The organism is Roseburia sp. OM03-7AC (assembly GCF_003462625.1).
In the GTDB taxonomy this organism is placed as follows: domain Bacteria; phylum Bacillota; class Clostridia; order Lachnospirales; family Lachnospiraceae; genus Roseburia_C; species Roseburia_C amylophila.
In genome coordinates this window covers 160,370-175,734 of record NZ_QTZJ01000003.1, presented here as the reverse complement: position 1 = coordinate 175,734, position 15,365 = coordinate 160,370, and the positions used below count along the sequence as shown (strand labels likewise).

At 49.4% G+C, this 15,365-nt stretch carries 18 protein-coding genes and 2 pseudogenes; 1 reads left to right on the top strand and 19 read right to left on the bottom strand.

Annotated features, from left to right (window positions below; translation table 11 throughout):
- Window positions 1-88: 88 nt before the first annotated feature.
- From DXB39_RS08825 to DXB39_RS14770, 12 genes and pseudogenes are all read right to left on the bottom strand, one after another.
- A complete protein-coding gene (locus tag DXB39_RS08825; RefSeq protein WP_002584320.1) occupies window positions 89-958 on the bottom strand; it encodes a VirB6/TrbL-like conjugal transfer protein, CD1112 family in 870 nt (289 codons plus the stop codon).
- Between the two features lie 19 nt (window positions 959-977).
- Window positions 978-1,061: pseudogene (locus DXB39_RS08820) on the bottom strand (Maff2 family mobile element protein); the annotation flags it as partial.
- Window positions 1,062-1,150: 89 nt separating this feature from the next.
- Window positions 1,151-2,815: a recombinase family protein gene (locus tag DXB39_RS08815; protein WP_007884068.1), complete on the bottom strand. Its 1,665-nt coding sequence runs from the start codon at window positions 2,813-2,815 to the stop codon at window positions 1,151-1,153.
- Between the two features lie 6 nt (window positions 2,816-2,821).
- Window positions 2,822-3,019 (bottom strand): hypothetical protein, encoded by a 198-nt coding sequence (locus DXB39_RS08810; RefSeq protein ID WP_006858666.1) that lies wholly within the window; start codon window positions 3,017-3,019, stop codon window positions 2,822-2,824.
- Between the two features lie 242 nt (window positions 3,020-3,261).
- The gene (locus tag DXB39_RS08800; protein WP_007884071.1) at window positions 3,262-4,554 is read right to left on the bottom strand and encodes a virulence-associated E family protein; all 1,293 of its coding nucleotides are present in this window, start codon (window positions 4,552-4,554) and stop codon (window positions 3,262-3,264) included.
- 13 nt (window positions 4,555-4,567) lie between these two features.
- Window positions 4,568-5,209, bottom strand: a complete 642-nt coding sequence (locus tag DXB39_RS08795; RefSeq protein WP_014081132.1) for a CHC2 zinc finger domain-containing protein — start codon at window positions 5,207-5,209, stop codon at window positions 4,568-4,570.
- Between the two features lie 64 nt (window positions 5,210-5,273).
- On the bottom strand, window positions 5,274-6,863 hold the full coding sequence (gene mobQ, locus DXB39_RS08790) for a MobQ family relaxase (RefSeq protein WP_006859284.1): 1,590 nt from the start codon (window positions 6,861-6,863) through the stop codon (window positions 5,274-5,276).
- Window positions 6,864-7,015: 152 nt separating this feature from the next.
- Window positions 7,016-7,375 (bottom strand): SdpI family protein, encoded by a 360-nt coding sequence (locus DXB39_RS08785; RefSeq protein WP_117841576.1) that lies wholly within the window; start codon window positions 7,373-7,375, stop codon window positions 7,016-7,018.
- A gap of 287 nt (window positions 7,376-7,662) precedes the next feature.
- Window positions 7,663-7,965: a DUF3847 domain-containing protein gene (locus DXB39_RS08780; RefSeq protein WP_006859273.1), complete on the bottom strand. Its 303-nt coding sequence runs from the start codon at window positions 7,963-7,965 to the stop codon at window positions 7,663-7,665.
- Window positions 7,962-8,294: a hypothetical protein gene (locus DXB39_RS08775; protein WP_006859272.1), complete on the bottom strand. Its 333-nt coding sequence runs from the start codon at window positions 8,292-8,294 to the stop codon at window positions 7,962-7,964. The genes DXB39_RS08780 and DXB39_RS08775 overlap by 4 nt, the downstream gene beginning before the upstream one ends.
- The gene (locus DXB39_RS08770) at window positions 8,295-8,480 is read right to left on the bottom strand and encodes a hypothetical protein (RefSeq protein WP_033118356.1); all 186 of its coding nucleotides are present in this window, start codon (window positions 8,478-8,480) and stop codon (window positions 8,295-8,297) included.
- Between the two features lie 92 nt (window positions 8,481-8,572).
- A complete protein-coding gene (locus DXB39_RS14770; protein ID WP_154314213.1) occupies window positions 8,573-8,764 on the bottom strand; it encodes a hypothetical protein in 192 nt (63 codons plus the stop codon).
- A gap of 251 nt (window positions 8,765-9,015) precedes the next feature.
- Between DXB39_RS14770 and DXB39_RS08760 the strand changes: the two genes are divergently transcribed.
- Entirely contained in the window at window positions 9,016-9,837 is an 822-nt protein-coding gene (locus tag DXB39_RS08760; protein WP_006859270.1) for a helix-turn-helix domain-containing protein, read from the top strand.
- Window positions 9,838-9,881: 44 nt separating this feature from the next.
- Here the strand turns inward: DXB39_RS08760 and DXB39_RS08755 are convergent, their stop codons facing one another.
- The 7 genes and pseudogenes from DXB39_RS08755 to ltrA form a co-directional block, all read right to left on the bottom strand.
- A complete protein-coding gene (locus tag DXB39_RS08755; RefSeq protein ID WP_022261510.1) occupies window positions 9,882-10,307 on the bottom strand; it encodes a hypothetical protein in 426 nt (141 codons plus the stop codon).
- A 43-nt stretch (window positions 10,308-10,350) separates the two neighbouring features.
- Window positions 10,351-10,878 carry a hypothetical protein gene (locus tag DXB39_RS08750; RefSeq protein WP_117841577.1) on the bottom strand — a complete coding sequence of 176 codons (528 nt, stop codon included), beginning with the start codon at window positions 10,876-10,878 and terminating at the stop codon, window positions 10,351-10,353.
- A 221-nt stretch (window positions 10,879-11,099) separates the two neighbouring features.
- Window positions 11,100-11,309, bottom strand: a complete 210-nt coding sequence (locus DXB39_RS08745) for a helix-turn-helix domain-containing protein (RefSeq protein ID WP_015514784.1) — start codon at window positions 11,307-11,309, stop codon at window positions 11,100-11,102.
- Between the two features lie 136 nt (window positions 11,310-11,445).
- Entirely contained in the window at window positions 11,446-11,604 is a 159-nt protein-coding gene (locus DXB39_RS08740) for a Maff2 family mobile element protein (RefSeq protein WP_008395948.1), read from the bottom strand.
- Between the two features lie 407 nt (window positions 11,605-12,011).
- A complete protein-coding gene (locus DXB39_RS14930; RefSeq protein ID WP_002569167.1) occupies window positions 12,012-12,182 on the bottom strand; it encodes a hypothetical protein in 171 nt (56 codons plus the stop codon).
- Window positions 12,169-13,233: pseudogene (locus DXB39_RS08735) on the bottom strand (VirD4-like conjugal transfer protein, CD1115 family); the annotation flags it as partial. The pseudogene DXB39_RS08735 and the gene DXB39_RS14930, both read right to left, overlap by 14 nt.
- A gap of 132 nt (window positions 13,234-13,365) precedes the next feature.
- On the bottom strand, window positions 13,366-15,276 hold the full coding sequence (ltrA, locus tag DXB39_RS08730; RefSeq protein WP_117841578.1) for a group II intron reverse transcriptase/maturase: 1,911 nt from the start codon (window positions 15,274-15,276) through the stop codon (window positions 13,366-13,368).
- Window positions 15,277-15,365 lie beyond the last annotated feature (89 nt).

Sequence of the window (15,365 nt, the reverse complement as noted above, 5' to 3'; positions counted from 1 at the left end):
CGTATTCTATGGGGGTTATCCGCGTCAAGGTCGGGTCGTATTTTCGCCGCTTCGCTCTGAAAATCTCCACCCTGCCCTTGACACGCCGCTAATGCGCGGAGAATATCGACTTCGCCAGTGCGCCGGATTTGAACAGGGAGAAACAGAGGATAACGGTGTAGGCTGCAAGGGAGAATATCGCGCTGTGCAGATTGTCCGCTATTATCATGTTATTCACCAGAACCGCGTAAATGCCGACGCATATCATAATGAGGAAGCCTTGAAAACCGATAGCGAACAGGGATTTTAGGTAGTTGTTTCCTATCTGCCCCCATTCCCGGTTAGTCATAGTTGCAAACGGGATAGGCGATACCGAACAGTAAAGGTAAATTTCTATCATACGCCCGTAGAGGATAACGGTTATCAGTACGGACATGATTTTCATGCACAAGCTCACAAGGCTTGTTTCCATGACAAGTAAGAGCAGTTCGGGGATTTCCATAGCGTCAAGCCCGCTTTGCATGGAAGCAAGGGCGGCGGCAACATCAATCTCTGTGCTGCCGCCGATTACCCCCGCCGCGCCGGAAACAACGTGCTGCGCCATATCGAACACCGCCATAGTGATGTCAAAGGTGTGCGTCACAAGGTAGACTGCCACAAACGCCTTGAACACCCACTTGAAGAACATGGAAGTGTCAACGTCGTGCATATTGTTCTTTTCCGTTACCATGCTGATAAGCTCATAGCATAGGACGTAGGTAATGACAAGCCCCGCAATGGGTACGATTACATTCTCACTAAGCGTCTGTATCATGGAGAATATATTTGCGTTCCACCCTTGCGGGGTCTGCCCTACCTCTGCGGCGATAGTGCCGACTTTCTCGTTTACGTCCCCGAACATAGTTGACAGATTACCGTTTATGGCTCCTATGAGGATTTCCTTTATCCATTCGTTAATCGCGTCAAGTATGCTCTGCATAAGCCTTTACCCGCGCTTCTTAACCGAACAAGCCGGAAAGCAGCGGTACAAGGGTCATGCCGATAAGGGCAACGCCGCCGCCCGCCATAAGCTGTTTCATACCAAAATAGGTGTAAAACTCTGCTCGATGGCGGGCGGCGGCGTGTCAAGAAATTTATGGAATTTTTTTAGAACCGCCCCGGCGGGAACAGGTCAGGCCGTGACCTGTTCCACCTCCGGGATGGGTTTGAGATTAAAATGAATTTCAATAGAAATGTGTCGTGTCTTATCGCTGTCGATGTGTTCATGGACAACGATTTCTTTAATCAGACGGTTGAGGGTGGCAGCGTCCAGCTCCGTGATGTCGGCGTATTCCTGAATGGCGTCCACCCATTGCTTGGCGTCCACGGCAAGGCGGATTTCATCAGCCAGCTTCCTGCGCCCCTGTTCAACCCGTTCCTTTAGTTCAGCCTGTTCCTTCTGCGTCTTATCCAGCATGAGATTGAAGTTTGCTTCGCTGATACGTCCGGCAACCATGTCCTCATAGAGCCGCAGCACCATTTTTTCCAGTACCTCAATCCGTTCCTCGTGCTTCGTCAGGGAACGCTCCAACGCTTCCCGCTGGCCTTTCTGCTCGGCTTCACAGGTGTTGGTAAGCCGTCCGGCAACAGCTTCCCCGTCCATCAGGGCGGCCTTCGCACATTCCCGGATTTTGTTCAGCACAAGGCGGTAAAGGGTTTCGTACTCCACACGGTGCTGGGTACAGTGCTGTTTCCCATAGGCATTATAGGTCTTACAGGAATAAATCTGCTTCGGGTGCTTGTCGTTGGTGTAGCGGATAGTCAGTGATTTCCCACACTCGCCACATTTGAGAAGCCCCGCAAACAGGCTGATTTCCCCGGTCTGGCGGGAACGCTGCCGGGATTTCAGCTTGTCCTGCACGATGTCAAAGCTCTTGCGGTCAACAATCGGCTCATGCCGTTCCTCCACCACAATCCAGTCCTGCGGCTTTTTTTCCCCGATGGTGCCGATTTTGAAGCGGTAGTCCTTCTTCTGGGAAGCGATAGCCCCGGTATAGACGGGATTCATCAGGATGTCCTTGATTACCGAAAAATCCCACATATACCGCCCGTTTACCGGGTCTTTCTTTTCCCATTTAGTGCGGACATTGCGGAAGCCCCGTTCCCGGTTCCACCATGTAGGGCAAGGCACCTTCTGTTCTTCCAGCCTGCGCCGGATAAAGTTCGGGCCGTGTCCTTCCAGCGCCCAGCGGAAGATTTGCCGGACAATGGGGGCGGTTTCCTCGTCCACCAGCAGATGGTTTTTGTCCTCCGGGTCTTTCTGATACCCGAAAGGGGCGATACAGCCGGTAAACTGGCCTTGCTGGGCTTTCAGAAGGTAAGAGGAATGTACCTTCTTGGAAATATCCTTGCTGTACATCTCGTTGAGGATGTTCTTGAACGGCGCAATGTCGTTATTCTCCCGCATGGTGTCGATACCGTCATTCATGGCGATATAGCGGACGCCGTGGCGGGGAAAGAAGTCCTCAATGAGTGTGCCGGTCTGCAAATAATTTCTGCCCAACCTCGATAAATCTTTCGTTATGACAAGGTTTATCTGCCTGCGCTCGATGGCTTTGAGCATCCGTTTCAGGTCGGGGCGCTCCATGTTCAGCCCCGTGTAGCCATCGTCCTGATAGACTGCCACAACCTCCCATCCCTGCTTTTCGCAGTATTTTTCCAGCATATCCCGCTGGTTGGCAATACTGGCGCTCTCCCCGTCAAGGTCATCGTCTTTGGAAAGCCTGCAATAGATGGCTGCCCGGAAGCTGCCTGCCAGTATTGCGTCCATGTCTGTATATTCATATCCGTTCATCATAACCGTTTACCCGCACAATCCAGACGGAACACGGTTCTTCTGAACCTCATCCTTATTATACTCTAAATCTTGTGTTTTCGCAAGATTTTCTTTGCTGGTATTCTGCCCATATTTTTGGGCAATCAGGCTCACAAAGACGTCTGTGGCGTCCAGTTCGCCGTCAAAAACTGTGGTAACATGAATCTCTGTTTTCGTTTTTGCCATAGGCAGTTATCCTCCATAATAGAATAAGCCAGACAAGGAGAAGGTCGGCAACGAAGTCCGGCAACGGGCTTCAAAAAACCTGAAAACTATCTCTGTCTGGCAGTTTGGCTCTTATTTTTATTTTCTTTTATTTTTCTGTTGTTTTGGTTGCTGATAAGGGGAAAAGCCCGCAGTTACGGGGGGTTTCCCGGCAACCGGCTCGGCAACGGGAGTGCAACAGGGTCGGCAACCGGCTGCATTTTTCAGAAGGGAAGCTCCATCTGTTCCGTGACTTCCTCAAATCCTTCCGGGATTTTTTCAGCTCCGTTGCTGATGTCCGTTGCTTTCGTTTCACGCTCCCAGCCCTTTTGCCTGCCGTATTCCGGGAACACACGGGGGTTGGAAAAGTAATTCCAGCCCGTCACGCAATGGTTCATGATGTCGTTGACTTCCCGGATTTCCCATTGCTTCGGCTCGTCAAAGGGGTGGTTCAGGGCTTCCTTGAAAAGCTGCTTGGAACACACCATGCCGCCGGTATAGCGGTCAAGGTATGCCTGTATCATCCCGGCCTTGGTGTCCTCCGGCATGAAATCCCGCTGGTGTTCTTTGAGATAGCGCACCATTTCCGGGCTGAAAGACAGCTTAAAATCCCCGCTGCGGTAAACCGTCATGGCTTCTGCCCAGACCTGTGCAAGATAGGCTCTGGAAGCGGCTTCGTCCTCCAAAATGTGAACCTCGGCCTGTTCCGGGTACACCATGACCGGCAGGAAGCGCCGGTTGCCGGAACGGTCAAGGGGCAGGAAGTCAAGGGCATTGGAAGTGCCGCCGAACACACATTGCCGCAGCCTGTCCTCCGGGTGGGTTTCGTATGGGATTTTATAGACCTCCTTCTGTCGGCTTAAAAATGACTTGATTTCCTCAATGCTCTTGGCATTGGCGGTGGCAATCATCTCCGACATCTCGATAATCCAGTGGCCTTGCAGCTTGCGGTACACGTTATCATCATCCAGCTTCCGCAAATCATCGGAAAACCACTCGTCTTTTACTGCCAGCAGCCGGAAAAAGGTGGATTTCCCGGCTCCCTGACCGCCCACCAGACAGAGCATGACTTCAAATTTACAGCCGGGGCAAAATGCCCGGTGGATGGCTCCCAGCAGGAACAGCCGCAGGGCTTCATAGGTGTACTGGTCGGTGTCGGCTCCCAGAAAGTGGCGCAGGCAATAGCGGATACGCTCCTGCCCATCCCATGAAAGGCCGTTCAGGTAGTCCCGGACGGGGTGGTAGCCGTTTTCATTGGCAACAATCCCGATGGCGGCGGTAATCTTTTTCTCACTGGTAAGCCCATAGGTTTCTTCCAGATACAGGAGCAGATAGTTCATATCCGTGTCCGTGATGGCGGTGCCGATGCGGTGGTAGCCGATGGGCTTTACAATGTCCACTCGCTCGGTCAGCAGATTTTTTGCGATTGCCCCGGAAAGCAGCGGGTCATTCTGAAAGACGGTCAGGCAGTTGCGGATACTGTTGCGGACGCTGCCTTTCTCGGTGCTTTCCAGCATGGCCTTTACTTCCTCAATGCTCCGGGGCGGGGCTGCTTCTTGTATGGTCTGTTCTGCGGCCTGCCGTATCTTGGGCGGCAAGCTCTGCCATTCGTCTTTCAAGATTGCTCACTTCCTTTCCATAGTCAACGATAAGGACTGCCCGTTCCTCCATATCCGGGGAGAGCAGCACATCCAGCAGATATTCCACATGGGATTGCTTCTGCAAGGCTTCCACAAAAAGCGGGTGCCATGCTTCTTCCGGCATCTTAGGGGCATAGTCCCGTTTCCAGCGGCGCAGAAGATGGTAATAATCGGACAGCACCCGGAAGCAGTAACGCTCCATGCGGCAAAACCGCTGTTCCGGGGTTTCCTGCCGGGGTTTGGGTTTTCTCCTGCCGGGTGGTTCCCTGTCCTCATAGGGGATGGAGAACTCCTGCGCCAGCATGAGGGCGGCTTCCTTCGGACTGACAGCTTCCAGACGGGAAACAAAGTCAATCACATCCCCGTCTGCCTGACAGCCGAAACAGTGAAAGCGCCGGTCAACCTTCATGCTGGGGTTTTTATCAGCATGGAAGGGGCAGACACACATCCCGTTTCGTCCCACCCGGATTCCAAAATGCTCCGCAGCCTGCCGGGTGGTAACAGACTGCTTGACAGCTTTAAATACATTCAAATAAATCCTCCTGAAAATAAGAAAAGCGCCTGTCATTCTCGAAAAAGAAAATAGCAAGCGCCTATTAAAGTTCCATATCCTGTTTTTTCTCTGTGCGGGGCTGCTTCCGTTTCTCGGCCTGTTCTTCCCGGATACGCTGCGTCCGGCCTTTGACTGCCTGCTGGATGGACGGTTTCTTTCCCGGCTCGGCGGTCTGGCGGTACTGTTCAGACGGAAGAACCTGATTGAGCCAGTGACGCACATCCCGGAGAATCTTCACATCCTCCTGTAATGCGGACAACCGTTCCTTATATCCGGCAACTTCTCCGGCAAGCTGTGTCTGTTCCTCATTCAGCTTTTTAATGCTGTACTTCTTCTCCTTCAAATGCACCTTGAAATAACGGATAGCGGCATTATAGGCGTCCAGCTCGTCCCGATGGGCGGCGGCAAACTGTTCCCGTGGCTTCTTAAACCGGATGGCAGCATACTCCACATGAACCGGCTTATGGGCTTCAAAGTTGGCGATATGGGAAAGCAGGGTGTTGATTTCTTTCATACGCTGTTCTTTCGGCTTCATCTCTGCCCGGATGGAAACGGCCTGCCCGCTGACGGTATCCAGATAAGCGTCCAAACTCTGCACAGTGGACAGCTCCTTTTCCCGCAGATAGCGGATAGCTTCCATAACCTTGTTGAAATCGGCAACGCTGCCTGTAAGCTGGCCTTTGCTTGTCCAGCCTGTACGTTCCTCCCGGCGCAAATCCAGATATTTCCCCAGCAGCTCCGGCAGGGTGGGTTCCTTCGATTCCTGCAAGGCTTCCAGCAGGGCGGCTTTTTTCTCCTTCAGGTCTGCAATCCAGCCTTTCAGGTGGCGTACCATCTGCCGGATAGATTGCATAAGGGAATTGGCGGCTTTGATGTCCCGGTTCAAGTTGCCGATGTTGGTCTGTATCCCTCGTTTCTCCATCTGGCTGACTGCTGGCCCCATATGGACGGTGGGGATTTTATCAAGCCCCTGCCGTTCATAGGAACGAAGGTCAAGGCGCTCCGGGCGTCCGTTGGCTTCCAGATAGCGGTTAGCGGTAGCCGCCCAGCCCTGCCGCCAGATCTCTCCGTACTTCTGGTCGTTCCAGTCCACGGTATCCTCCTTGTGGCTTTTCCAGCTCCCGGACGGGAGCCGGATACGCTCGCCGTTCTCGTCAAGGTCATAAACCTTCCGGCTCTTGGGAAGCCATTTCCCGTTTTCGTCCATTGCCCGCATGGTCAGCAGGATGTGGGCGTGGGGATTCCCATTCCCTTTGTCGTGGATGGCAAAATCGGCAATCATGCCTTTAGAAACAAAAAACTCCCGGCAGTAGTCCCGGATAAGGTCGGCGTGCTGTTCCGGGGGGATTTCCCTCGGTATGGCAAGCACGATTCTCCGGGCAAGCTGGGAGTTCCATTGCTTCTCGATAGCTTCGGCGGCGTTCCACAAAGTATTGCGGTCTGCATACGCTGGTGGGGCGTGGGGCGGCAGCATGATTTCTGTATGGACAATCTCGCTTTTATGGGAATAGTATTTCTGCTTCTGGTCGTACTCGGAAAACAGCCGTTCCCCACTCTGGTAGGCGGCAGACGCAACGGCTGACTGGTGGTTGCTGCGCTGGATTATTTTTATATCATGGTGTGGACAGGGCATAGCGTTCCTCCTTCCTGTGGTTGATTTTGGGCAAAAGAAAAGCAGGAAACCGTTTCTGATTTCCTGCTTAGTGGTGTCGCTGGTAGGCGATTAGTATTCAGTTTTGAAGGTTCGGGTCAGGTTGGCTCGATGATGGAAAGCTGTCTAATAGCTTAAAAGTTTTTGTTCGCAAATTTACTTGTAATTCCAGTTTCTGTTTTATAAAATCCAAAAATCAGAAAAATAATTCCAACAACTACTCCTGCAAATACGGTAGTCTGTGTAGAAATATTAAGAAGAAGTAAGGATATACACAAAACGATTTCTACCAAACCTAATGTTTTGCCAATACCAATAAAAATATTAGGTGCTATGCTTTGTGCATAATCCCAATGCTCTTGTGACTTCCGAGATGTAGGCGTATTGTATCCGTTACCGGATGTTATATCTTTTACCGGGTGCTTCTTTAAGATATATCCTACAAAAACCATAACAAAGGGTATGATGAAATTCAAAGCAATCAATCCATACATAAAACCATCTCCTTAGATAGTGTTCGTCATTAGCTTTATTATACTACGGGCAGTCCTGTTTTGGAATAGATAAATTGTAAACTTGCTGGACGGGAACAGCTTGCAGCGCAAGGTGTTCCCGGGCGGCAAGTCCACAAAGGGGTAGCTGGCGCAGCCAGCGCAGGGGAAGTGTAGCGTCCCCTGTGATGATTGGAAGCAGCCGCAACGGTGCTGAAAATCATCCGCTTTCCGCAGGAAGCCCCCGGCAGGGCGCAACGCACCGGCTTGACCGGTGTATAGTTGCGCCCTTACTCCGTAAGGGATTCCCCGGCTACCCGCCCTTTCACGCTTTCTGCAACTATTTCCTTCATGCCACTTTGAGAAAATGCCTGTTTCAGAATGTCCATCACATCCTCGTCTGTCAGCACTTCCGGCCTTAAAAGGAAACTTTCCAGCATAGCTCCTCTGGTACAGAGCCGGTGCGTCCGTTCCTTCCGGGTAAGCTGCTTCACCTGGTGTTCCAGTATTTTTTCTTCATGCTGCGCCCGCCGCAGTCTGGCTTCGCCTTTGGCAATCTCCTGATTCAGCTTTTCCAGCTTCTCATTTATCATGGCAGCCCTCCTTTGGGAAGCAGCGTGTAAATGCGGTTTGGTTCTCCCACACCCCGGCGCACCCGCAGGATAAGCCCGATGTCCTCCAATTCTTTCAGGGAACGCTTCACAGTGACGGGGCTGCGGGAGAGGGCTGCCGCTAATTCCATGATAGGAAAACGGACAAACAAAATGCCGTTGCTATCCTCTATCCCTGCCGTAAGGGTGGTGTTCAGCAGACGGGCATACATGACTTTTGCTGTGCTGCTGATCGGCAGCCGAAGCATTGCGGCGGGTAGCGGCATACAAGGCGGCAGAACCGTGTCTGCGCTCATAAATTCAAATTCCATTTAACTGATTTTCTCCTTTCGCTTGGCTCGTTTTGACAGGTAATGGGGGCAGTCTATCACGACAGCCCGGAAACTCTGCTTGCACTTATGCTGGCACTTCCGGCACAGGTCGTTGTAGGCCACACGCCCCCGGTCATTGAGGAAGAAGGAAAGCTCCAACTTCCGTTTCTTGCTCATTCTCGGCATAGTGCCTCCTATCATAGAAAATCCGCCCATTTCAGCCGTAACAACGGGAACAGGCGGATAAAGGTTTTTGGTGTCATGTTTCGGGGCGATTTTCAAGGAAAATACGGCCATAGAGCCGCTTTGAAATGCCCCATAGTATTACGGACGGGGCAGACTACACCCCGCCGATTTGTCGTGTTTGGGTAGCGTTTTGGTATCAGTTCTGCCGGGTTGTCCTGCTGTCGTTCCTGCCCCTGAATCTCACAGCGGCGTTTCGTTCCCGTTGGTACGCTCGCTGCGGTCAAGGTTCCTCCATTTCCTTGCCGCAGGTCGTTGCGCTACATCGCCGGGGAGCATATCCCATCAGGCCGGTCATTCGATTGGAAATAATCCATCGATGAACTGACTTAATCATAGCTCATTTTTGAACCCTTTCCCGTATGTCCATAAAATAGGAAAACCGCCCCAAAATCGAAAAATTCCACGATTTCGGAACGGTATATGGTATAATAAGGAATAACAGCGGCAGCCAGCCGCAGGAAGGAGCGATGTGTTTATGAAAACCCGCATTTCCGTACAGGAACGCCTGAAAGATTTACGGGTGGAACGGGGCTTGAATCTGGAAGAACTGGCACAGGAAACCGGCATTTCAAAATCAGCCCTCGGCAGTTATGAAAACGACAACGACGAATACAAGGAAATTAACCACGGCAGCCTGTTGAAGCTGGCAGACTTCTATCAGGTGTCGGTTGACTATCTGCTCGGCCTTACCAATAATCGGAGATATGAAAACACCCCGATAGAAGAATTACATTTGAGTGATGAAGTCGTGGAACTGCTGAAAAGTGAACGCTTCAATAACCGGCTGCTGTGTGAGATTATCTCCCATGAAAAATTTAAGGAATTGCTGGCAGACGCAGAAATCTATGTGGACGGGATAGCAACCATGCACTTCCATGACACAAACAGCTCACTGGCTGCTTTACGGGCTATGGTACTGGAAGAACACCCCGAAGCTGCGGCAGACCGGGCAATCAAAGTGTTGGAAGCCTGTCAGATAGAGGAAGAAGATTTTTTCTGCCATGTGACGCACAAAACATGGGACGTCATTCTCCATGATATACGCAAGGCGCACGAAAATGACAGCGAAAGTGCGCCGGATACCACGCCTGCCGATGAACTTATACGGGAAGTACAAAAGGCCATGCAATCTCCGGGGGACAGGGTTCAGCAATTCACGGAGATATTCTGCAAGGCGTTCCGGCTCAAATACAAGCGGCTCTCACAAGAGGAACGAAGCCTTTTGAAAAAGCTGTTCAAGAAATCCCCGCTGATAAAACAGTCTGGTATGAACTTCCGGCGCAGGCCGTGGAAATAAAAACAGCCGTTGTAGGATTTTGTTCCTACAGCGGCTGTTTTTATTTATGAATCTTCTCCAACAAAAGACAGGATATTTTCATCAGTTTGTAATGTAATTGTTGCGCTTTCTGAATCATCAGAATAAACTCTTGTTCCATATACGCCTGTAACAGGCTCCTCTAAATTTTCAAAAGTTAATCCGAGTTTCGAAGAAGAATTGTCAATCTTTTCAAGCGAATATGTACCTGTCCATTCTTGTTTATGAGTGTTATCTGTTAAGATAAAACTTTTTTCTTCAAAACTCAATGTCAAATCCAATACTGGTATGTCATCATGCACTGAACCTGAGAATAACATATTACCATCTAAATCAGTAATAAATTCTAAAGACCAGTTATATGATGATACCGACCGAGTTTGGGAAGAATCACACGAACATAAGCCTACACACATAAAAAAACATACGCATATTGCCAATAACCGTTTCATTTTACCTATTACCAACCTTAATTCACAACTGTTTTGCATTTAATTAGGGAAGTGTCACAGGGTAAGAAATAGCGAAAGCTCCACCGCCTGCCAAGGCATTATTAGCGGTAGCAACACCAGAAACAGAAACCGTTCCCTTATCTCCGCTATTACCTGTTCTTCCAGTATCCACATCAGTTTCGATTGTTTCTTCACCGTCGGCTAATTCTGCAAATGCCGTATTGGTGGATTTTTTGTTCATAAGCACATTAACTGTACCAGTCATACCAGTGAACTCCGGTTTTGGAGATTCATACCACGGTACATACAACTTCACATGAACTTGAATCCCATCATCCTCATCATAAGTTGCATAAGAGTTAATACGAACATTAGCGACTGCTCTTTTGGTGACACCATCGGAAATCATAACATCGGTTAAGTATCCGTCATATTCTCCAATGACTACCGGCTGTTGAGTATCCGTTATTTCCGTTGTTGTTTCCGCTGCAAAAGCAGGAACCGCACTCACAGCAAAAAGCATACAAAACGCTACCAACGAGGTAAACAATCTTTTACTAAATTTTTTCATAAACAATGCTCCTTTCTAAAATGACCAGAACCTACATTTTTTGTATTCAGTTATTGGCAATATGCTACTAACCTGCAAGCACACTCTCAAATCATAAAATGTTTCAAATGTACTTGTTTTATTTTATGATAGCACTTATTTACATTGGGTACAATAGAAAATATACACCATTAAAATTTAATTTTTTGTGCAAATCGAATCAAATATAAAATTATATCGCTTTAGATATTGTCCTGTTCTAATTTAATCACATTCATAATACCACAATTCAAGGCTTCACAAATGCGAACCAGCGTTTCCATGCTGATATTCTTTCCCTTGCCCATGTTGGCAATCATATTTGTGGTAAGACCGGCGGCAAGCCGCAAATCCTCTTTCCTCATGCCACGCTCTTTCAGTGTGTTCCATAGTGGCTGATAACTAATGTGCATAGGCTTCCCGCCTTTCTTTCCATCGTCAAGTGTTTTATACCCATTATAGCAGAAATCTTGCGTTTCCACAATATTTCTTGACTACACCGCCGGTTCCGTCTGGATTGTGCTTTTCCTTTCTCCGCTTTTATTACATCTAATTAGCCATGAGCTGCTTCATGCCCTGGCTTTTCGCGCCCGGATTGTCGTTGCCGTAGCCCTCCATGAGGTTAATCACGCCCCAGATACCAAGCCCGGCTCCAAGTGCTACAACAAGGGTCTGCAAAACGTCTACTGCGCTATTGAAAAATGCCATAAATATATCCTTTCTGCCGCGTCTGCGGCTGTCCGGCAAGCGGACAAAAGGCGGTCAGCATATGCCGCCGCACAAAAAAACCGCCCTCTGGTAAAGGCGGCTGTCCCCGCGCTGCGTAAGTCCTGCGGCGCGGCGGTATTCAGTTGTAAGGGGTGCGGCTCCTGCCGCTGTGTACCGCGCCGGAAAGTGGGGGCGCGTATCATGTAGCCGGTATGGATAGATGTGATTGCTTCAATCGCTCCTTTCTGTGTCCCGCTGTGCTGCCGGACGTTTTTTTCAGACTTGCGGGAAGTGAATAGCTTGCGTAGCAAGGTGTTCGCTTCCCGCAAGTTCACAAAGGGGTAGCTGCCGCCAGGCAGCGTAGGGGAAGTGTAGCTTCCCCTGTCCCCCGGCGGTCTGCCATGCTGTCACTGTTGCGGGATAAGCCCCCGGCGCGTGACATACTCCGTTGCAAAACGGCGGTGTTCCGCTTCCTTTTCCCGCCAATACTCCCATAATGCAGCGTCGGCGGCTTCCGCAACATTCATTAAAAACCGTTCAAGCTGCTTTTGTTTTTCCTCTGCGCTACGTTTCCTCATGGTCTGCGTCCTCCTGTAAGTCTGCCGCGTCAATCTCGTAATAGTCAAAAACCTCGTCGGGCTTGACAATGGCGGGGCGGCGTTTAAGGTGCTTTTCCATGTCAAAGGCGTTCTTCGGGTCTGCGTCGGACAGGTACTTGTATTTCGGGTGCTTCGTTATGTCGAATTTATCCGAAAAGAACGGGCGCACCCCGCGTAGCTGCAAGATACATTTCACTCCGTCCATGACTGCGATTTCATCTTCCGTCATAAGCTGCTTTCCCAATTTCTGATAGTTCAGCCCATGCGAAAGCTCCCGCCCCCTTGTTTCGGAAGTGTTGAAGCTGTCTATCGTTTCCTTGCCTAAAATCTCCGATATTTCTTTGAGCGTCGTTTTTTCCTTGCCGCCCAAGAAAAGCGTGGTGTCGCAGTTGCCGACTATGGTATCGGCGTTGTCCTTGTAGATTGCCTTTAGCTGTGACTGGCTCTGCAAGATGATTGACGCGGAGATTTCCCGGCTCCGTATGGTGGCTATGAGCTTTTCAAACTTCGGTATCTGCCCGATATTCGCAAATTCATCAAGCAAGCACCTTACATGGACGGGAAGCCGCCCGCCGTATTCATCATCTGCTTTGTCGCACAAGAGGTTGAATAGCTGTGTGTAGAGAATACTCACGACAAAGTTAAAGGTGTCGTCGGTGTCGCTGATAATCACGAAAAGGGCGGTCTTTCTGTCGCCTATGGTGTCAAGCTCCATTTCGTCGGTTTCCATAAGCTCCCGCAGCTCCTTAATGTCGAATGGGGCTAACCTCGCGCCGCATGAGATAAGTATGCTTTTTGCGGTCTTGCCCGCCGCAAGTTTGTATTTTTTGTACTGCTTGACTGCAAAATGCTCCGGGTCTTTTTCTTCCAGACGTTCAAACATGAGGTCAACCGGGTTCTGGAAATCCTCGTCGTCCTCGCGGGCTTCCGACGCATTTATCATTTCAAGCAGCGTCGTGAAGTTCTTCTCGTCCTCCGGGGCTTCATACCAGATATAGCCGATTAGCGCGGTGTAGTAGAGCTTTTCCGCTTATAGTGATAGGTAATCCTTTGAAGTTATCGCCGGATTTTCCCCCACTCCACACCGGACGTGCGACTTTCACCGCATCCGGCGTTCCATCGGTTGTTTTCACAAGCATTTAATCAATCACCAAATGAAATGTTAGTTTTCTATTGCGGACAAACCAGCCTGCTGGCGCAGACTGTTCACTTTTAACATCAGTTCCTTTGTTGCCTTGAGCGTGTCGGCTATCTCTTTTAGCTCATTCTTAGGACACTCTTGCAGGAGTGGAAGAAATCTATTATGGAACAAACTCATGTTTCGATAGCGTTCCTTGCCGCCCAATTCTGCCGGTGTTTTCAGCCAGCATACTATGTCAGCCGCATTTTCAAAGAGTTCCCCACTTAGCGCACATTTTCCACGTTGAGCCGAGAATAGTGAAATCCTGCTGTCAGTAAGTTCTGTGCTTCGCCCCATAGACGGTTGATTCCTCAAACCTGATAGAACAGATGAGTTCATACTTAGGTTCGTGTGTATCAATGCCCGTCCCTCTACCGTGTAACTGCAAACCGCCGCTTTCTTTGCCATCGGTATCTTGTTCTTGATGTATGCGATAGGGTAGATAGGTTGGTCGATTCCAGATACATACCGTATCATTGCCGACTTTCCAAACCGTTCTTTTTCGCTCTCGGTCATTGCGCCGCCCTCTCGAACAAGTCTGCACCCGGTTTCTGTATTGAGCCGATTTGTTAAAACTGTCATGACCTGTCTGTGGATTTTCCTGCAATCAATGCTGATGCAGGTGGCAAGTTGAAAATAATTCTGTATTCCCAGAACCATTGAATTGTACAGCCGTATTTCGTCCAAAGGTCTTTTTCCCTCTGAAGGTCGGGCAATTCGTTTCGCCTGTTCCACCAGTTTTTGCCTTTCCAGTTCCAACTTTTTGTCACAGATATGAGATTGCACGATGTACTTCCTGCTTTTCGGTCTGACGCGTATCTTAAACCCAAGAAACTCTGAATAGCGTTTTCTGACATTGACTATCCTTGTTTTCTCTGGCGATACCTCCAACCTCAGCCTCTCGGTTATCCATGCCGTTACAGCCTCTTTCGTTCTCAAAGCGTCCTCTTTATTCCGGCAGAAAATTCTGAAATCATCTGCATATCTCACGATATACATTTCTTTCAACCCTGTTTTCCTCATTTTGAGGAATGCCTTGCTCCGGTCAAAAGTAATCGAGTTTCTGATTCTCCTCTCATACCCGTATTCCTTTACAAGAGGGTGGTTCTGCCATTGGCTCTCAACCCATTTGTCCAGTTCATTCAGCACGATATTGGCAAGCAACGGTGAAATGATACCGCCTTGCGGAGTGCCTTTGTCTGGAATGAGTGTAGTGCCGTCTGGCATTCTAATCGGTGCTTTCAGAATCCGCTTGATAATGAAAATCAACTGCTTGTCGTGTATTCCCATTGCCCATATTTGCCGCATTAGCTTGCTGTGATTTACGTTGTCGAAAAATCCTTTTATATCAAACTCAATCACATAATGCAGGTTCATGCGTTGAAGCATGGTGTAAGTTTTCTGCACGGCGTGTTCCACGGAACGGTTCGGGCGAAAGCCGTAACTGTTGTCGCTGAATTTCGCTTCGCAGATTGGCTCTATGACCTGTTTGATACATTGCTGTACCAGCCTGTCCCAGATACAGGGAATACCTAACGGTCTGGTTTTTCCATTTGGTTTCGGAATGTCTTTGCGTCTTACCGGCTTTGGGCGGTATCCGTGCTGACTTCCTGTGACAATAAACCTCACTTTCTCTGCAACTGTTTCGGGCGGTAAACACCCGATGTCACTGATGTTTTTGTTGTCTGTTCCTGCTGTGTAGCTTCCTCCGTTTGCTTTGATGTTCCGATATGCCAGAAGAATGTTGTCCCGGCTCAGGATTAAACCCATAAGGTCGGTAAAATTTTCTCCCTCCAAACTTCGATGATAGAGTTCATCAAAGACTGGCTGCATACCGTAATACTCGGCATGACGTAAGTCATCTACACATAGAGTTTTGTTTTTCTTTGGCATAAGGCATCACCTCCTTTTTGCGAAAGTGACCCTTTTGGTCTTACTCGAATCCTTATGTTGGATTGAATAATGCCTGCTTATCTCAACCG